Annotated in this window: 15 protein-coding genes; 10 read left to right on the top strand and 5 right to left on the bottom strand. The window is 72.1% G+C overall.

The features are described 5' to 3' along the window. The first annotated feature begins 20 nt into the window (after window positions 1-20). From B9S64_RS31840 to B9S64_RS31815, 6 genes are all read left to right on the top strand, one after another. Window positions 21-917 carry an RNA polymerase sigma factor SigF gene (locus tag B9S64_RS31840; RefSeq protein ID WP_103488914.1) on the top strand — a complete coding sequence of 299 codons (897 nt, stop codon included), beginning with the start codon at window positions 21-23 and terminating at the stop codon, window positions 915-917. A 159-nt stretch (window positions 918-1076) separates the two neighbouring features. Further along, on the top strand, window positions 1077-2297 hold the full coding sequence (locus B9S64_RS31835) for a PP2C family protein-serine/threonine phosphatase (RefSeq protein WP_181012128.1): 1221 nt from the start codon (window positions 1077-1079) through the stop codon (window positions 2295-2297). Next, complete coding sequence (locus tag B9S64_RS31830) at window positions 2294-3925, top strand: ATP-binding protein (RefSeq protein ID WP_103488912.1); 1632 nt, start codon at window positions 2294-2296, stop codon at window positions 3923-3925. Before B9S64_RS31835 ends, B9S64_RS31830 begins: the two co-directional genes overlap by 4 nt. Continuing rightward, on the top strand, window positions 3922-4365 hold the full coding sequence (locus B9S64_RS31825) for a response regulator (RefSeq protein ID WP_028440526.1): 444 nt from the start codon (window positions 3922-3924) through the stop codon (window positions 4363-4365). The genes B9S64_RS31830 and B9S64_RS31825 overlap by 4 nt, the downstream gene beginning before the upstream one ends. Window positions 4366-4469: 104 nt before the next feature. Further along, on the top strand, window positions 4470-4925 hold the full coding sequence (locus B9S64_RS31820; protein ID WP_103488911.1) for an ATP-binding protein: 456 nt from the start codon (window positions 4470-4472) through the stop codon (window positions 4923-4925). Window positions 4926-5186: 261 nt separating this feature from the next. Beyond that, window positions 5187-6281, top strand: a complete 1095-nt coding sequence (locus B9S64_RS31815; protein WP_103488928.1) for a DMT family transporter — start codon at window positions 5187-5189, stop codon at window positions 6279-6281. On the opposite strand, the gene B9S64_RS31810 is transcribed toward B9S64_RS31815, so the two are convergent. Further along, window positions 6251-7534, bottom strand: coding sequence for a transglycosylase family protein (locus tag B9S64_RS31810; RefSeq protein WP_103488910.1), 1284 nt, complete (start codon window positions 7532-7534; stop codon window positions 6251-6253). The genes B9S64_RS31815 and B9S64_RS31810 overlap by 31 nt on opposite strands. Before the next feature lie 322 nt (window positions 7535-7856). Here B9S64_RS31810 and B9S64_RS31805 point away from each other — a divergent pair, with 322 nt between their 5' ends. Continuing rightward, window positions 7857-8969 (top strand): LacI family DNA-binding transcriptional regulator, encoded by a 1113-nt coding sequence (locus tag B9S64_RS31805; protein ID WP_103488909.1) that lies wholly within the window; start codon window positions 7857-7859, stop codon window positions 8967-8969. Between the two features lie 116 nt (window positions 8970-9085). Here B9S64_RS31805 and B9S64_RS31800 read toward each other — a convergent pair whose 3' ends face one another. Beyond that, window positions 9086-10420, bottom strand: a complete 1335-nt coding sequence (locus B9S64_RS31800; RefSeq protein WP_103488908.1) for an ROK family transcriptional regulator — start codon at window positions 10418-10420, stop codon at window positions 9086-9088. A 191-nt stretch (window positions 10421-10611) separates the two neighbouring features. Here B9S64_RS31800 and B9S64_RS31795 point away from each other — a divergent pair, with 191 nt between their 5' ends. Beyond that, entirely contained in the window at window positions 10612-11001 is a 390-nt protein-coding gene (locus B9S64_RS31795; protein WP_028440531.1) for a hypothetical protein, read from the top strand. 243 nt (window positions 11002-11244) lie between these two features. On the opposite strand, the gene B9S64_RS31790 is transcribed toward B9S64_RS31795, so the two are convergent. The 3 genes from B9S64_RS31790 to B9S64_RS31780 form a co-directional block, all read right to left on the bottom strand. After that, window positions 11245-12135: an alpha/beta fold hydrolase gene (locus B9S64_RS31790; protein WP_103488907.1), complete on the bottom strand. Its 891-nt coding sequence runs from the start codon at window positions 12133-12135 to the stop codon at window positions 11245-11247. 423 nt (window positions 12136-12558) lie between these two features. Beyond that, complete coding sequence (locus B9S64_RS31785; RefSeq protein ID WP_109492242.1) at window positions 12559-13668, bottom strand: DUF1996 domain-containing protein; 1110 nt, start codon at window positions 13666-13668, stop codon at window positions 12559-12561. 984 nt (window positions 13669-14652) lie between these two features. Continuing rightward, a complete protein-coding gene (locus B9S64_RS31780; RefSeq protein WP_103493781.1) occupies window positions 14653-15789 on the bottom strand; it encodes a S1 family peptidase in 1137 nt (378 codons plus the stop codon). 827 nt (window positions 15790-16616) lie between these two features. On the opposite strand from B9S64_RS31780, the gene B9S64_RS31770 reads away from it, so the two are divergent. Both B9S64_RS31770 and gndA read left to right on the top strand, forming a co-directional pair. Then, window positions 16617-17144: a DUF5709 domain-containing protein gene (locus B9S64_RS31770; protein ID WP_103493779.1), complete on the top strand. Its 528-nt coding sequence runs from the start codon at window positions 16617-16619 to the stop codon at window positions 17142-17144. A gap of 200 nt (window positions 17145-17344) precedes the next feature. Next, complete coding sequence (gndA, locus tag B9S64_RS31765; RefSeq protein ID WP_103493778.1) at window positions 17345-18787, top strand: NADP-dependent phosphogluconate dehydrogenase; 1443 nt, start codon at window positions 17345-17347, stop codon at window positions 18785-18787. Window positions 18788-18830 lie beyond the last annotated feature (43 nt).

The following is an 18830-nucleotide window of genomic DNA, read 5'->3' as shown; positions in this document are numbered from 1 at the left end:
CGGATCCAGGGAGGGTGACCATGACGGCCATGTCAGTGCGGACCACCGAAGCGATCGGCACCGCGACAGAGCGGCGCGACGAGGCGGACACGGGTTCCCACGAGGCCGTGCTCCCGTGGATCGAGGACGCCGGGAAGGTGGCGCCGCAGGACGCCCGGGCGATGTCGAAGCTCTTCTTCGACCGGCTCCAGACCCTCGAAGAGGGCACCCACGACTACCAGTACGCGCGCAACACCCTGATCGAGATGAATCTCTCACTGGTGCGCTTCGCCGCGTCCCGGTTCCGCAACCGGGGCGGGGACGACACCGAGGACATCATCCAGGTCGGCACGATCGGCCTGATCAAGGCGATCGACCGGTTCGACCTCTCGCGCGAGGTCGAGTTCGCCACCTTCGCGGTGCCGTACATCGTCGGTGAGATCAAGCGGTTCTTCCGCGACACCACCTGGTCCGTCCATGTGCCGCGCCGGCTCCAGGAGTTGCGGGTGGAGCTCGCGAAGGCGAAGGAGGCCCTGTCGGCCGACCTCGACCGCGATCCGACGGTCGCCGAGCTGGCCGCGCGCCTGGATCTCTCCGAGGAGGAGATCATCGAAGGCCTGGTCGCCGCCAACGGCTACTCGGCGGGCTCGCTCGACACCCCGAGCGCCGACAGCGAGTCCGGCAACGAGCAGCGGGCGTACGCGGATCTGCTCGGCGAGGACGACCCGGGCATGGAGAGTGTCGAGAACCTGCACGCGCTGGCCCCCTTGCTGCGCCAGCTGGACGACCGCGAGCGGGCCATCGTGCGGATGCGGTTCGGACAGGAGATGACCCAGGCCCAGATCGGCGCGGAGCTCGGCGTCTCGCAGATGCACGTCTCGCGGCTGCTCAGCAGGATCGTGCGACGGCTGCGTACGGGGATGTGCGTCGAGGCCTGAGCGGGAAAAGTCACGTCCCGGATTGCTGATGCCCGGCGTACTGCCGGGCATCAGTCACATATGCTTCCAGGCGAAACGGCACGGGGTGTCCCCGTGCCGTCCGTCCGTCGGAGGGGATCGAGCGTGATCGAGCTGCCGTTGGGCGCGTCCGCGCGTCTGATGGGGCCCACCGGGATCCCGGCGCAGAACGCGGGCTCCGCCACCGCCGATACCTCCGTGTGGGATCTCGGCGCGGCCATCCTCCTGGTCGAGGACGACGCCGGGGACGCCCTGCTCGTCGAGGAGATGCTGGCCGACAGCGAGGTGGACTCCACCCTCACCTGGTGCAAGACGCTGGCGGAGGCACGGCGGTTCCTGCGTACGAACAACACCCCCGTGTGCGTCCTGCTGGACCTGCACCTGCCCGACGTGCACGGCCTCGACGCCGTCCGCCAGCTCGTCGATTCGGCGCCGGACGCCGCCGTCGTCGTCCTGACCGGTCTGGCCGAGGCGGAGACCGGTCTGTCCGCGGTGGCGCACGGCGCCCAGGACTACCTGGTCAAGGACCGGATCGATCCCGAGTCGCTGGGACGCGCGGTCCGCTACGCCCTCCAGCGCAAGAACGCCGAGCGGGTGGCGTCGGCGATCCGGACCAGTCAGCTCATAGCCCAGGAGAACGCCCGGCTGGAGCGCGCGCTGCTGCCGATCCCGCTGCTGCACGACGATGGCTTCGGCGTCGCCGCGCGGTACGAGGCCGGCCGGGCCCACGGGCTGCTGAGCGGCGACTTCTACGACGTCGTGCAGACCGCCGACGGCGCGGTGCACGCCGTGATCGGCGATGTGTCGGGGCACGGCGCGGCGGAGGCGGCGCTCGGCGTCTGTCTGCGGGTGGCCTGGCGGACCGCGGTGCTGACCGGTGTCACGCAGTTGGAGAAGATCGGTCTCCTGGAGGAGATACTCGTCGCCGAGCGGTCCGATCCCCATGTCTTCGCCACCGTGACCACGCTGGTCTTCCCACCGGAGCGGGACCGGGTCCGGGTCGCGCGGGCCGGGCATCCCGGCATGCTGCTGCGGCGCGGTACGGACGTCAGCTGGGTGGAGCCCGACACGGGCATCGCCCTGGGGCTGATGCCCGGACTCGGCCGCTGGACGCTCACCGACCTGGAGCTGTACCCGGACAGCGAACTCGTCCTGTTCACCGACGGCCTGTTCGAGGGCCGCACCGGGCCGCAGACACGGCTGGGCGAGGAAGGGCTGCTGGAGATGGCCGCGCGGCACGGATCGCTGGAGCCGCGCGCGTTCGTCGACACGCTGGTCGCCGAGGCCACCGAGAGGGCCTCGCCGTACGGAGGCCTCGCGGACGACGTGGCCGTTCTGCATCTGGGCTGGCGGAACGCATGAGTGACCAGAACACCGCGGACACCACCGGACGGCCCGGCCTCGCGTCCTGGCTGTCCGTGCAGAACTGGGTCCATCTGATCCTGGCCGGCTTCGTGCTGGTGGTCTGCGGCTGCGTCGTCGTGGGCGGAGTCGTCATGTCCCGTATGTCCGACCGGACGACGGAGCTGGTCGACCGCATCCAGCCCGCCCGCTCCTCGTCGTACCAGTTGCAGACCTCGCTGCTGGACCAGGAGACGGGGGTACGCGGATACGCGCTCACCGGGGACGCCTCCTTCCTGGAACCGTACGAGGCGGGGATGGCGGCCGAGCGGCTCAGGCTCGGCCGGGTGCGCCAGCTGGTCGGGAACGAGCAGCCGTTCGCCGACGACCTCGACCGGATCGAGGAGGCCGCCGACGAGTGGCGGGACCGGCGCGCCGGGCCGCTGATCGCCTCGGTGGGCGAGAACGGTCCGGCCCGTGAGTCGTCGGCCCCGATCGGCCGCAGCAAGGCGGAGTTCGACACGCTGCGGCAGCTGAACACGACGTTGCAGGCCCATCTGGACACGGCACGCGACCAGGCCCGCGCGGAGCTCGACGCCGCCCGCGCCACCCGCGACCGGGTGCTGTGGGCGCTGGTGGCCGGTTCGGTGCTGGCCGTCGTGGTGCTCAGCCTGCTGCTCCACCGGATCGTGGGCCGGCCGCTGAACGCCCTGGCCGCCGCGTCCGGCGCGGTGCGGTCGGGTGCCTTCGGGAACCGCATCGAGGTACACGGTCCGTCGGACGTCCGGGCGGTCGCGGCCGCCGTCGAGGACATGCGCCGCCGCCTGGCGGCGGAACTCGCCGAATCCCAGGAGCGGGAGACCCTGCTGGCCGAGCAGACCGGAGAGCTGCGCCGCTCCAACTCGGAGCTGGAGCAGTTCGCGTACGTCGCCTCGCACGACCTCCAGGAGCCGCTGCGCAAGGTGGCCTCCTTCTGCCAGTTGCTGGAGAAGCGGTACGGCACGGAACTGGACGACCGCGGCAAGCAGTACATCGCCTTCGCGGTCGACGGCGCCAAGCGCATGCAGGTACTCATCAACGATCTGCTGACCTTCTCCCGGGTGGGGCGGGTCCAGGAGAGCTGGAAGCCAGTGGATCTCGACCGCTCCCTGGACCGGGCCCTGGGCAACCTCACCCTGGCCGTCGAGGACGCGGGGGCCACCGTCGTACGCGAGAACCCGCTTCCGGAGCTGCTGGGCGACGCCACCACGCTGGCGATGGTCTGGCAGAACCTGATCGGCAACGCGATCAAGTTCCGCCGCCCCGACGTGCCCTGCCGGATCACCATCGGGTGTGTGCGGGAGGGCGAGGACTGGCACCTCACGGTCGCCGACAACGGGATCGGCATCGCCCCGGAGTTCTCGGACAAGGTGTTCGTCATCTTCCAGCGCCTGCACGCCCGCGACGAGTACGAGGGCACCGGCATCGGCCTGTCCCTCTGCCGGAAGATCATCGAGTTCCACGGTGGCCGGATCTGGCTGGATCCGGAGCCCACCGAGGGCACACTGATCCACTTCACCCTGCCCGTCCGTCCCGACGCGCCCACGCACACCACGGCCGAACTTCTCTCACCCGCCCTGCTCACCCCCCAGTCGGGAGACACCCCGTGAACGACCCGGTACAGCCCATCGAGGTCCTGCTCGTCGAGGACGACCCGGGCGACGAACTGATGACGCGTGAGGCGTTCGAGGACAACAAGATCCGCAACACGCTGCACGTGGTACGCGACGGCCAGGAGGCGCTGGACTTCCTCTACCGCCAGGGCGAGCACACCGACGCCCCTCGGCCGGATCTGGTCCTTCTCGACCTCAACCTGCCCAGGTACGACGGGCGGCAGGTGCTGGAGAAGATCAAGACCGACCCTGAACTGGCACTCATCCCGGTCGTGGTGCTCACCACGTCCTCCGCCGAGGAGGACATCCTGCGCAGCTACAAACTGCACGCCAACGCCTATGTCACCAAGCCGGTCGACCTGGAGCAGTTCATCGGCGCGGTGCGGCAGATCGACGACTTCTTCGTCAGCGTGGTGCGGCTCCCCGGCCGTGCGTAAGATCTCAGAGATCCCCCGGAGTGGGATCTCTCGACGCGGGTAGACGAACGGCGAGAAAGAGGTCGACGACGCGGCCTCATCCTGCGGCGCCTTGGGTGGAGCACATGAACGAACAGGCCACCACACGGCCGGACGACCCCGTACGGGGAGCGCCGTCCCCGGACGTTCTGCTGACCGCCGAGGTCTTCGACGGTGAGCCGGGATGCATCGCGCAGGCCCGCGCGCTGGCCGACCGCTTCCTGACCCGCCTCGTGGCGGAGTGGCTGGCGGTTCTCGGCGACCACACCCGCAGCGATCTGATGCTGGCGGTGAGCGAGCTCATCACCAACGCCGACCGCTACAGCCACGGCCCGTACATGCTGGAGCTGGAGGGCAACGCACAGCGCATCAGCGTCACCGTCTACGACAGCAGCACGGCGCTCCCCGTCCTCTACTCCCCCGATCCGGCGCGGTTGGGCGGGCACGGCATGGAGATCGTGGTCGCGCTCTGCGACCGCGTGACGGCGGAGCGCGTGCCGGTGGGCAAGCGCATCCGCGCGGAGTTCGAACTCAGCACCTGAACCCTCCGCACACCACGGACGGCCTCGCGGCGCCCGTTCCCGGACCACGTCACGGTCCCCGGGGGCGGGCGCCGTCGTGTGACGCGCGTCCGCGCCGTGGATACCTCATGGTCCGGCGGCCCGCCGCGATGAGGGTCGGGAGGGGACGTACTACGGTCAGGAAAAGGACGTGGAAATGATGGACGTACTACTGGAGCAGTACGCGAAATCGCCCCCTCAAGGACGACGACGCGGAGGCTCCGACGGGACATCGTGGTGTTCATGAGTTCCCTTGCGCTGTCCGTGCTGTTGTCGCTGGTCTCCGCGGTCGCCTACGCGGCCGGGGCGATCGTCCAGGAACGGGTGGCCGCCGGCGACGAGCGGCGTGCTTTCGCGCCGCTGCGCAACGGCGTCTGGTGGGTGGCTGTGGCGCTCAACGGGGCGGGGGCGCTGCTCCACGTGGTGGCGCTCGCGTACGGGCCGCTCAGCCTCGTACAGCCCTTGGGGGCCCTGACGATCGTCTTCGCGCTGCCGTTGGCGGCGCTGTTCGTCCGCCGCAGAGCGGGGCGTACGGCGTGGCGCGGTGCCGTGATGGCCACGGTCGGCCTGGCCGGGCTGCTGGCGCTCACGGGCAGCGCGGGGTCGCACGCCCTGTCCGGGCCGGACCGGTTCGCGCTGGCGGTCGGGGCGTTCGGCGCGGTGGCCGCCCTCTTCCTGCTCGGGGCCGGGCTGCGCCGGCCCATGGGGCGCAGCGTGGCGCTGGCCACGGGTGCCGGAATGGCGTTCGGTATGGCCTCGGTCTTCACCAAGACGGTGGCGGTGGAGTGGACGACCGGCGCGGTCGGCTCGGGGCTGCCGACGCTGCTGGTCATCGCGGGGCTGGCGACCGCCGGTCTGCTGCTTTCGCAGGCGGCGTACCGGGGTGCCGGGCTGACCGCGCCGCTGGCGGTGGTCACCGTCGTCAATCCGGTGGTGGCCGCCGCGGTGGGTCTCTCCTTCTTCGGCGAGGACTTCCGCTACGGGATGACGGGGGCCCTGGTCGCGCTGGGCTGCGGGGCGCTGGCCGCCGCCGGGCTGGTCCTGCTGACCACGGAGCGGGTGGGGAGCCGGCACGTCCCGGATCCGGTGCGCGCCGGCCACCGGCCCGGGGCGGAGGCTTCCGGTGACGCGGACGAGGGGGCGGTCGTCGTGGTGCTGCCCGAGCCGGCGAAGCCGCTGACCTCTCCGGCGACGGGACCTTCGGACGTGATTCCGGCCCCGTCGCTTCCCTCGGCCATGCCCCTGGAGCACGGCGGGCGGGTCGAGTTCAGCGCGAGACCCGCCGGGCCGGTGCCCGGCGGGCCGGTTCAGACGCTGACGCCGCCTGCCCGCAGATAGGCGAGCGGGTCGACATCGGATCCGTAGCCGGGACCGGTACGGACCTCGAAGTGGAGGTGCGGGCCCGTGCTGTTGCCGGTGGAACCGGAGCGGGCGATCCGCTGTCCGCCGCCGACCTGCTGGCCCTCGCGCACGTGCAGCGCGGAGAGGTGCGCGTACTGGCTGTACTTGCCGTCGCTGTGCCGGAGCACGACCTGGTAGCCGTACGCCCCCGCCCAGCCGGCCGAGACGACCTTGCCGGATGCCACCGCCTTCACCGAGGTGCCGGTGGGCACGGGGAAGTCGACGCCCGTGTGGTAGCCGCTCGCCCAGGAACCGGACTGGTGGTAGGGCGTACCGGTACGGGCGGACACCGGGGCGGTGAGGCCCGAGTGCTGCTTGGCCGCGGGCTTCGCCGTCTGCTTCGGGGCCGCCTTCTTCGGAGCGGCCTTCTCGGACGCCGCCTGCTTGGGGGCCGTCTGCTTGGGGGCCGTCTGCTTGGGGACCGCCTTGTGCTCCGGGGCCTTTTCGGCGGTCTTCGGCGCGGCTTCCCGGGTGCTCTTCGGGGTGGCCGGGCGCTTCGGCGCGCCGGTCGTGTCCAGGGTGAGCCGCTGTCCCGGAAGGATGAGGTCCGGGTCGGAACCCACCACCGTGCGGTTGGCCGCGTAGAGGCGCTGCCAGCCGCCCCGGACCCGCTCGGTGGCCGCTATGCCGGAGAGCGAGTCACCGCGGGCCACCGTGTACGAGTCGCGGACGCCCGGCACCGAGGTCGGGGAAGCGGTCTTGGCGCTCTGCGGCGTGGTCTTCGCCGCGGGCGCCGGTGTGCTCTCCGCCTTCTTCCCCGCGTCGGCGGGCCTGCTGCCCTGGGTCTGCGGGGCGATGTCGGGTGCGTCGCCACCGCGCGTCAGACCGGCCCGCACCGAGCAGGCGGGCCAGGCGCCCGGTCCCTGCCCGTCCAGCACCTTCTCGGCGATGGCGATCTGCTGGTCCCTGGTGGCCAGATCGGCCCGTGGCGCGTAGACCGTGCCGCCGTACGCCGCCCATGTCGACCGGGTGAACTGGAGGCCGCCGTAATAGCCGTTGCCGGTGTTGACGTGCCAGTCGCCCGTCGATTCGCAGGCGGCCACCTTCTCCCACATATCGGTCGAGGCGGCCCCGGCGGAGGCCGCCGTGAGTAACGGGAGGGCGATGCCCGCGCCTCCCACCGTCACCGTGAGCGAGGCACGGTTGATCCGGCTGGGCTGATATCTGCGGTGCCGTCCGTTCGCGGCCATGACTTGGCTCCCCCACTGGCAGTAGGACACGTCGCAAGCGGCCAACTTATGGGCATACGAGGGTGATGACAAGGGAGCGGCCACGCCTTGGCACGCGCGCCCCGGCGCACGCGCGGGAGGGCGGGCGCGCGGGCTCGCGGAACGGAGATCTCCGCATCCTGGTGGCCGGGTACCCGGTGGGCGGTCCGTGTGGCAGGCAGGTGCGGGGAGGGGGCGTACGGGAGGCGGGGGGCGGTCCGGGGCGGGGGCGGTCCGAGCTGCGGGCGTCAAGGCGTGGGAGAGCGCTCTCCATGGTGCATTCCCTGATGCTATAAATGCGCTCATGACGGATGCTCTGCGATCGGACGGCGCCGCGCCCACCCTGGAGGACGTGGCGCGGGCCGCGGGTGTCTCCCGCGCCACGGTCTCCCGGGTCGTCAACGGCGTGCGCAACGTCGATCCGGCGATCCAGGAGACCGTCCGCCAGGCCGTTTCCGTCACGGGCTACACACCCAACCGCGCGGCCCGCTCCCTGGTCACCCGCCGCACGGACGCGGTCGCCCTCGTGGTGTCGGGTACGGGGGTGGAACCGGCGGCCGGTGGGGGCGGGCAGGCGGAGCGGCCCGGGGAGGGTGACGCGGCGGGACGGGGCGGCGAGGGGTCGTTCACCGCGCGCGTGTTCGCGGACCCGTTCTTCGGGCGGGTGGTGACGGGCGTCGTCGACTACCTGCGCCCGCGCGGGATACACCCGGTGCTGATGTTCGCCGAGGCCTCCTGGGCCCGGGACGACGTGGTGTCGTACCTGCGCCAGGGCAGCGCCGACGGGGCCCTGATCGTGTCCACCCACGCCGAGGACCCGTTGCCCGCCCTGGTCGCGGAGGCCGGGCTGCCCGCCGTGCTGTACGCACGCCCCGCCCGGCCCGCGCGCATCAGCTACGTCGACCTGGCGCACCGGGACGGGGCCCGGCTGGCGGCCGAACACCTGCTGGCCCGCGGCTGCCGCCGGATCGCCACGATCAGTGGTCCGTTGGACATACCGGCGGGAGCGGACCGGCTCGCGGGGTTCCAGGAGACGATGGCGCGGCACGGCCATCCGTACATCCCGGTCGCCGAGGGCGGGTTCACCCAGGAGAGCGGCGAGGCCGCGATGGAGCGGTTGCTGACCGCGCACCCCGGCCTGGACGGGGTGTTCGCGGGGAACGACCTGATGGCGACGGGCGCCTGCCATGTGCTGCGGGAACACGGCAGGCGGGTGCCGGAGGACGTCGCCGTCGTCGGGTTCGACGACAGCGGGGCCGCCGCCGCGTGCCGGCCGCCGCTCACGACGGTGCGGCAGCCGGTGGAGGACATGGCCGCGGAGATGGCCCGGCTGCTGCTCGACAGGCTGGCGGAGCCGGAACGGCCGGCCACGTCCGTGATCTTCGAGCCGACACTGGTCGTACGGGCGTCGGCGTAAGCACCCCGGGGCGCCCGGAACCGGCGCCCCGGACCGGCGGCCAGGGTCCTCGTCAGGGTGGGCCGCCGCCGTGCGGCACTGGGTCGGCGCCCACGCCACCGCGTGGCGCCGCCCCCTCAGCCGGTCGCGGCGCGACTGTAGTTGTGGGCCGGCAGGCGTCCCGGGCCGGGCCTGGTGCCGGCGCGCGGGTCCGGTGCGGGCCGGGTGCCACCCCGGGCGAGGAAGTCCGAGAGGGGCAGCGTCGCCGCACCGACCGTCACCGCGTCCGGGCCCAGGTGGCCCAGATCGATCGTGGTGCGGGCCGCCGCGTGCCCGAGGGCGTACTCCTGGGCGTACCGCCGGATCTCCGGCAGCAGGTGAGGGCCGATCAGCAGGCCCGCCCAGCCGCCGAGCAGGATGCGTTCGGGCAGGAAGAGGTTGATGAGGTCGGCCAGGGCGGCCCCCAGGCACTCGGCCGTCTCGTCCAGGATCGCGGCTGCCACCGGGTCCGGGCCGGGACCGTCGGGTCCAGGCCGGGCGGCCTCCAGGAGGGCGGCGAGAGCGGTCTCGTCGTCGGTGTCCTCGGGCAGCGGTCCCCCGGCCTCGTACCACCGCTCACGCATGGCCTCCGCGCCGGCGTAGGCCTCCAGGCAGCCGATCGACCCGCACCGGCAGCGGCGGCCCCGCAGTTGCACCGTGGTGTGGCCCCATTCCAGGGCCGCGTTCGAGAGGTCCTGGTCGAGCATGTCGCCTCGGTTCACGCTGGCGCCCACCCCCGAGCCGATCAGGGCCACGGCGGCGGACTGGGCTCCCCGGCCGCCGCCGAACCACATCTCGGCCTGGCCCAGCGTCCGGGCGCCGTTGTCGATGAAGAACGGCACCTCCGGCGGCACGTCCACGGCGTCCCTGAGCAGGCGTTCGAAGGGGACAGCGCTCCATCCGATGGTCGGCCCGTGCACGACGGCACCCGGTCCGCCCGCCGCCTCCGGGGCGTCGCGTTCGATGATGCCGGGCACGCCGATCCCGATCCCCAGCAGGCGCGCGGGGTCGGCGCCGGCGTCGCGCAGGACGTCCGACACGCCGGTGCGGACATGGCCGACGATGCGCTCGACGTCGTAACCGTGCTGGGCCAGCAGGCGGTCGGTGCGGGCGAGTTCCGTGAGCGAGAGGTCGAACAGCTCGATGCGGACCCGGGTCTCGCCGATGTCGATGCCCACGAACAGCCCGCCGTCCGGGGCGACCCGCAGCAGCGTACGGGGGCGCCCACCGTCCGAGTCGACGATCCCCGCCTCCTGGAGGAGCCCCTCCGTCGCGAGTTCGGCGACGACGTTGCTGATGGAACCGGAACTCAGGCCGGTCGCCGGACCCAGTTCCTGACGGCTCAACGGGCCGTCGAAGTACAACCGCTGCAAGACCCTGGACCGGTTGCCTCTTCTCAGGTCACGGACGGTCCTTCTGCTGCGCTCAGCCATGATGCTCCCTTCGTACCGGCAACATATCCTGGCCCGGCCGCGCCGCGTCTCCTTCTTTCACTGCTTAAATTCTACCCTAATTTAATAAACGGACCTCGAAGGCCGGAGTGGAGGCTTGTTCGCGACCTCGCGCGGGGGACACCTCCGTCCCACGATCGGGTACGGAAGGCCCCGCCACATATGCTCACCATATGGAGCAGAGCGAAGTCCTCAAGCGAGTGATCGGCATCCTCACGGAGGCCGGGGAGATGCAGCGCCAGGCCGAGCAGGACATGGGCGGCGGCGATCCGGACGTGGGCGGGAGCATCGTGACCACGCTCCTCAACGAGACGATGCCGCACATCGCCATCTCCGGCGACGCGTCCGTCGAGGAGGTGGCGCTCCTCGTGGGCCGCGAGGTCGGCGGCGCGGTCGAACAGCTGGTGGGCGCCTTCACCCTGGCCTTCATCGCGCTCGCCCAGGTGCATGATTCCGGGCAGGAGGAGGTCACGTCCGCCGATGTCCTCCAGGACCTGGCCCTGCGCGCGGAGGAGCTGAGCGCGGGCGGGGACGGCGACGAGGGCCCGGAGGAGTCGCTGTAGCGCTGCGGCTGCCGCCTCCGGGCGCCGGCGCCGCCGGACTCGTGTCATGTGGCCCATGTCCGTGACGGGTGACTCGTGCTCCCGTGACGGGCGACTCGTGGCCTGTTGTCCTTGGCTTGCGGCCTTGGCTTGTGGCTCTGACTCGTAGGGGTCGCCCGTGGGGGCGGTCTGCGGCCCGTCCTGGCTCGTGGCCCTGGCCGCGGGGTGACCCCCGGGGTGACCTGCGGGGTGGCCGTGAGGTGGCTATCCGCCCAACACCTTGCGCAGCGTCGCCGCGAAGGCCGCCGGGCGTTGCACCACTCCCACGTGCCCGCCGGGGAACTCCACGGCCTCGCGCCCGAGCCGTTCCGCGAGGACCCGGACGGGGCGGGCGGTCAACTGTCGTCCGGACTCCTCCCCCACGGCGAGCACCAGCCGTTCGGCCCCGGCGGCCAGGGCCGTCGTGTCCGGCACGTAACCGGTGAACGGGCACAGCATGTGCTCCAGGAAGACCGGGTTGTTGGCGCGCATCCTGCGCAGCGCCTCCGGGTCCGGCGGGGACAGTTCGGCCGCCGGGTCCTCCTGGGGCCCCTCCGATCCGGTCCCGGACGCGCCCCGGCCCACGGCCGGTCCCGGGTCACCGATCCCGGCGCTCATCGTGGCCGAGGCCGCCTCCGCGCCGTCCCGGCGGAACACCGCGCGCACCTCGGCGAACAGGGCCCGCCCCACCGTCGCGTCGGGCAGCACCTCCACCACGGGCGGCTCGTGCGCCACGACCCGGTCGAGCCGCTCCGGGTACCGGCTCAGCAGGTCGAGGGCGACGACGGCGCTCGCACTGCTGCCGAAGACGGAAGCCCGTTCACCGTCCGGGCAGACCAGGTCGATCAGCCGTCGGACGTCGTCGCTGTGCTCCTCCACCCGCTGGTCCGCGACCGGGGCGGCGAGTCGGCTGCGCGAGTAGCAGCGCGGGTCGTAGGTGAGCACCGTCCAGCGGTCCGCGAGGTGTTCCGCGAGGGGCCCGTAGAGACCCGCGTCGGCGCTGCCGCCCGGCATCAGCACAAGTACCGGTCCCGCGCCACGCACCTCGTAGTACAGGGTCGCGCCCGGCACCTCCAGGGTGCCGGTACGGACCGTGGTGGATCCTTGCTCGCTCATCGTTTCCTCTCCGTGTTCTTCGCTTCCCTCGGGGGGTGCCCCGGTGCCGGGTGCGGGACCTCCACGGCCTGCTCCCAGGACGTCCGTATCCCGGAGTCGCGGAACGCGGACTGCGCGCGGGCGGACGGTGTCCGGTGAGGTCGGGCTCGTCCTCCGCGTGGACACGGGGCCTCCCGCAGGCCGCCCGGCCACCCGCGCCTGACGCCGTACCGGTCCGCGACCGCTGTGCCGACCCGGTGGCGACACCCCGCGCCATCGGCGGGGCGAGCCGCGCCGGCAGGCTTCCTGCGCGGCGACCTGGAGTACACAGCAGGAATCCGCGGCGGGCAACGGAATTTCCGCTGCCCGCCGCGGACTTCCCGCGCCGCCGGCGGGGTCGGGGACGGCGCGGGAGTTACGGGATGTCGCGTCGGTGTCGCTGTGTCACGGAAGTTCGTAGTTCTCATCCAGGGCCGCGCCCTCGCCCGGGTTGCTCTCGTCGTAGCCCCGGGCGTCGCACTGGAGACCGCCCACGATGCAGTGGTCCACCATGGCGTCCAGCGTGGCCTCGTCCCAGGCGTTGAAGAAGTCGTAGTGGAAGGAGTGGCCGGTGCCGCTGGCGAGACTCACCTGCGACATGTCGCCGTTGACCGGCCAGGCCATCTTGAACTCGATCATCGGCAGGGCGACCGGGTGGGTGGGCGGGCAGACGTTCTGGTTGGCGCCCTGAGCTCGCGGATAGGCCATGTGGGCCTGGTGGTCAGGAGTGTCCAGGTGCTGTCCGTCCCAGCAACTGGGCGCCTGCATACGCAGGTTGAGCTGCACGTCCGGACGGGACGGGCAGGTCGCCGGGAACTCGAAGTTGTTGTAGCTCTCCCCGCACTCCCAGCCCTCGACCTTGCCCGGGTGGTTGCGGAACTCGTCCGCCGTCTGCATCGGGTTGCCGACGACGAACCGCAGCCCCTTGGGGAACGGGCGGACGCTGGTGTAGTCGGTCACCCCCGCCTTGTAGTAGATGGTCTGCGGGCCGACCGGGCGGACCTCCTGATCGCCGTTGTAGAGGGTCGGTATCCAGTACGCCGACAGGTCCCCCGGTGCCTTGCAGGCGGTACCGCCCGCGCTCAGGGAGGCCGTGGTGCTGTTCTCGTCCGTGGTGTCGTTGCCCATGAACGTGTGGTTGTGGGACTTGTTCAGCTGCCCCGGGTAGACGATCGGGTCGACCGAACCGGTGTGGGTGACCGAGCAGTTCGCCTGGAACTCGTGGAAGTACCGGTGCGGCGGGATGTCGGTGGAAGGCTGTACTCCGGTGACCGGTGGGTTCGCCGGTATGTACCCGTCGCCGTCCGGGTCGTCACCCGACGGGACAGGCACCGCCATGACGTGCCCCCGCATGGCGTGCGCCGCCGTGGCGGGCTCGCCGGCCGCGCGCGGGGCGGCGTCGGCGGACGCGCCGCCGGCCCCGGTGATCGCCTGGAAGCCCAGAAAGACCAGCGCCAGGGACGTGGCGACGATCAAGGCGGACACCAGGGTGCTTCTGCTGATTCTTTCGGCCATGCGGACCTCCATGCCGCTCTGCGTCCGCGCACATCGGGTACGCGGTGGGGGGAAAGTGGAACTGGTGACGCACGACGGAGCCACCCGCCCGGTGAAGCCCGGAGACCAATGGTTCCGGGCTGCGGGAACGCTGGGAGAGCGCTCTCCGAAGCGCTGTCAGTGTTGCGCTGCCGTTGAGACCGTGTCAATGGTTTGCGAACGACGCGTGACAGCGGGGCTGTTGGCGGATCAGGGGTGGGATCGCCCTCGGAGGAGAGAGCGGCAGGACGGCGGGGACGGGCCGGTGGAGGCCGCCCGCACACACGGTCCGGGCGGGCGTATGCGAATGCCGAGCTGTCGTACACGGGGCGGGCACCCGCTCCCGAGCGCCTATTGCACGCCGCTACACGCCCGTAGCTCGGGCCAGGGCTGGGGCTGGGGCTGGGCGGCCCACAGCCGCCGCTTCCCGGCCCTACGCGTGCCGGCCAGGCGCCGTGCCCGCGTAGGCGTGTGGCGGCACGGACACGTCGCCGTGTGGCCACGCGGAGGCGTCGCCGCCTGGGCTGGGCACGTGGGCGCATGGGCAGGCGGCCGCGTCACGCGGTCGCGTCGTGGGTGCCACCCTGCATAGACACGGGAGCCTTCCCGGAGCCTCGGACAACGGGCCCCGGACAGCTGGAGCCGCACCAAGGGCTGTCCGATAGCTCGACCGAGGCGTCCCCTCCGGGCAGGCGGGGAGCGACGCGGACGCACGTTCCGGTCGCAGGTCCGGCGCGGCCGGAGACGCGGGTGTCGAGATGTCGTCGGCCGGTCGGGTACGGGGCCCGAGGGCCCGGTACCCGACCGGCCGGTGCGGCGGAACGGGCCCACCGCAGGGCCCGGTTCCGCCGCCGGGTCGGTCCGCCACGGCGGCAACCGCCCTGCTGCCGCGGCGGACCGAGGTCATGCGCACCGCCGGGAGCCACGGAGGCTTTCCGGTGTGCTGAGGAAAGGGACGCGCCGCGGTCAGGCGGTGTGCAGCGTCAGCCCGTACCGGTTGAGGATCTCGTTGATCGGCTGGTGCCAGGTCTCGCCGCCGCTGCTGCAGTTGCCCCAGCCGCCCGAGGTGACGCCCTGCGCCTGGTCGCCGCTGATGAACGAGCCGCCCGAGTCGCCGGGTTCGGCGCAGACGCTCGTCTTGGTCATCTGGTGGACGGCGCCCTCGCTGTAGTTGACGGTCTCGTTCTTGGCCAGGACGTTGCCGCAGTGCCAGTGGCTGGTGGAGCCGGAGCGGCAGATTGAGGCGCCGATCGGGGCCTCGTTGGAGCCGCGCACGAGCTGGTCGGAGATGGTGCCCCAGCCGAGGACGACGGGAACCGTCCACCAGCCGCTGCCGACGTTGACCCAGGCGTAGTCGTTGTCGGGGAACGACGAGCCCTGGATGTTCCCGATGCCCGAGCCGTCCCAGCCCCGTACCTCCTGGCCCGCCTTACCGCAGTGGCCGGCGGTGACGAAGCCTCCGTGCACGGAGAAGCCTATGGAACAGCGGACGTTGCCCGTGTAGAACGGGTCGCCGCCCACGGTCCCGGCGGCGAAGGTCTGCGGAGCCTCGCTGGTCTCCTTCACCGTGACCGGGCCGGCCTGCCGTGCCTTCGCCAGGAAGGCGAGGACATCGTTGTCAGCACGCTCGGACGCCACCACGTCGACGACGACGCTGTTCGTCTTCGGGTCGACGTGCCAACTGCTCACACCCTGCGGCGCGGCGAGGGAGTCCATCCGGGCCTTGGCCGCGTCCAGCCGGCCTGCGGTATGGGTGACGAGCTGGGTCTGCGCGCCGGTCGCACGGACCTGGCGGGCGCTCGCGTCGTCCGTGACGGCGACCGTGAGCTTCCCGCTGTCCGCGTCGAACCAGGCGCCGCCGAACGACGCACCGGCCGCCTTGCGGGCGGCCCCCTGGAGGGCGGTCGCCTCCTTCTCCGCGGCGAGCCGGGCCTCGGCCTGACTCTTCGTCAGCCCGAGGTCCTTCTGCATCGCGGTGAGCAGGCCTGCCGAGGCGGGGGCTTCGGTGGCGGTGGTGGAGGGATCCGCCGCGGCCGCCTGGCTCAGGCCGGCGGTCGCCCAGGTGCCGATGATGAGCAGTGCGGACAGACCGGTCCGCACCATCGTCTTTGGTCTCAAGGGAGTTGCCCCTTCTGTTGTTCCAGCATCGTGGGGGTGGAACAGGAGGCGGCCGAGAATCTGAGAGCGCTCTCAGGGCCACTGCGACGGACTGTAGCCCAGCTCGGGCAGACAGGTCCATGCCAATGACCGGCGCAGTTGAGTAGCCGCGTCCGACCGACGTCCCGTCAACAGCCCTACGGTCACAGGGCATGGGCGGCGCAGACAGCCCGGAGAAGTCGATCATGGCCGGATCACGACGTACCCAGCCTGGCTCACGACGTGGACGGGCCGGTCCACGACATGGACGGGCCGGTTCACGACGCGAGCGGCTGAGGACCGCGTTCATCGGTACGGTCGCGGAATCGTGGCCGTCTCCCCTGGACGCCTGCGGAGTTCTCGGCATCGACGACGCCCTCCCGACCGGCGGAGGAACTGGCCGGGAAGCACTTCCGCCCCGCCGGCTGGAGGTGCTCGGTGCCCGTACCCTGCTCCCCCGCACCGGCTGCCCCGAACTCACGTTCGAGGTGCCGGATGATGCCCTTCCGGCGGAGACGCACGCCGGCTCGCTCGGGACCGCCCAGGCGAAGGCTCCTCGCGGGCTCCCCGCCATGCCGGTGCGATCCACGCGTCCGGTGCGCGTCCGGGCGGGGCGGCGGCCGGGGGCCGGGGGCCTCTTCAGCGGTATCTCACCCACGGCGGACATCCGCTTCCGTTGCGTCCCTCGCCGGACGGGAGTGGAATTGCTGTGAGAGGGGCCCGGAAGAGGGTGCGGCGGACCCCGGCGCCCGCCGCGGCGGCACGAACCCCCAGCCGGACGGAGAGGACACGCGATGACTGACACCGACCGGGGAGTCGGCATGACCGCCTGGACCGGCCCGGGGTCCGACGAGTGGGGGGACGATGTCTACCAGCCCCAGCGGGACCAGGCCGCCGACCCCGAGGAACAGCTCGACGCGGAGGACAGCCTGGACGACTCGGGCCTCGACGACCTCCTGGACCGGGGGTACTCCCCGCCCGAGCGGCCGCTGGCGGTCGACGACCGGGGCACCACGGCTTCCGAGCAGCACACCGGCGAATCCCTGGAGAGCCGTCTGGCCAGGGAGGTCCCCGACACCTCCGAGACGGCCGACGAGGGGACGGAGGATCTGGCGGGCGGCGCCCGGGGGGACCTGGAGGGCGGGGACGGCGAGTTGTCCGACACGGAGGTCGGCACCGACCGGGCCGGGCGCCTCACGCAGCAGGGAGACGGACACGTACCCTCAGCGCTCACCGCCCAGGACGTCGGCATCGACGGCGCCGCCGCGTCCGCCGAAGAGGCGGCGATGCACGTGGTACCGGATCCGGAGGACCAGCCCTGAGCGCGGGCCCCCGGACGAACGCCCCGGACACGTGACCCCGACACCCGCACGCGCACCTGACCCCCACCCGCGACTCCGGCTCCGGCTCCGGCTCCGGCTCCGGCTCCGGGCGAACGCGTAGAAGCACCGTTCCGTGGCAGCCGCAGACGAGGCACCGCACCACGCACGCACACCCCCGACCAGACCGCAGGAGCGCACCTATGAGCGGCACCGCCCAGATCGGCGTCACGGGACTCGCGGTGATGGGCCGCAACCTGGCCCGTAACTTCGCCCGCCACGGCTTCACCGTGGCCCTGCACAACCGCACCACCGCCAAGACCGACGCGCTGGTCGAGGAGTTCGGCGACGAGGGGACCTTCGTCGCCGCGCGCACACCCGAGGAGTTCGTCGCGGCGCTGGAACGCCCCCGCCGACTGGTGGTCATGGTCAAGGCCGGGGACCCGACCGACGCGGTCATCCAGGAGTTCGCCCCACTGCTGGAGGAGGGCGACGTGATCATCGACGGCGGCAACGCCCACTTCGAGGACACCCGGCGCCGCGAGAAGGAGCTGCGCGAACGCGGCATCCACTTCGTGGGCACGGGGATCTCCGGTGGTGAGGAGGGTGCGCTGCACGGGCCGAGCATCATGCCGGGCGGCTCGAAGGAGTCGTACGAGTCCCTCGGGCCGATGCTGGAGAAGATCGCCGCGAAGGCGGAGGACGGTACCCCGTGCACCACCCACATCGGCCCGGACGCCGCCGGCCACTTCGTGAAGATGGTGCACAACGGCATCGAGTACGCGGACATGCAGCTCATCGCCGAGGCGTACGACCTGCTGCGGAGGGTCGCGGGCTACTCCCCCGCCCGGATCGCCGAGACCTTCCGGGACTGGAACACCGGGCGCCTCGACTCCTACCTCATCGAGATCACGGCCGAGGTGCTCGCCCACACGGACGCCGCCACCGGCAAGCCCTTCGTGGATGTCGTACAGGACCGGGCCGAGCAGAAGGGCACGGGCCGCTGGACGGTGCAGATCGCCCTCGACCTCGGTGTCCCGGTGTCCGGGATCGCGGAGGCCGTCTTCGCCCGCTCCCTGTCCGGCCACGCGGATCTGCGCGAGGCGGCCCGCGAACTGCCGGGACCGTCGCCCGCCCCGATGGACGAGGCCGAGGCCGCCGCGTTCGCGGACCGGGTCGAACAGGCCCTGTACGCGTCCAAGATCGTGTCGTACACGCAGGGCTTCCACCAGATCCGGGCGGGCAGCGAGGCGTACGACTGGGACATCGACCTGGGCTCGGTCGCCGCGATCTGGCGTGCCGGCTGCATCATCCGGGCGGCGTTCCTGGACCGTATCCGGGCGGCCTACGACAGCCGGCCCGACCTGGTGAGCCTGCTGTCCGACGAGCAGTTCGCCCAGGAGATCGGTGGGGCCCAGGACGACTGGCGGGCCGTGGTCGCGGAGGCCGCGCGGCAGGGGGTGCCCACCCCGGGCTTCGCGGCGGCGCTCTCCTACTACGACGGGCTGCGCTCCGACCGGCTGCCCGCGGCGCTCACACAGGGGCAGCGGGACTTCTTCGGGGCGCACACCTACCGCCGCACGGACCGCGAGGGCTCGTTCCACACGCTGTGGGGCGGCGACCGGTCGGAATCCACGGCGGGCTGAGGAGGCTCAGGGCGTGTCCGGGCCCGGACCCGGCTGTGCACAC

Origin of the sequence: Streptomyces sp. SM18, assembly GCF_002910775.2 — a bacterium.
GTDB classification, from domain to species: domain Bacteria; phylum Actinomycetota; class Actinomycetes; order Streptomycetales; family Streptomycetaceae; genus Streptomyces; species Streptomyces halstedii.
This window is presented reverse-complemented; position numbering and strand designations above follow the sequence as displayed.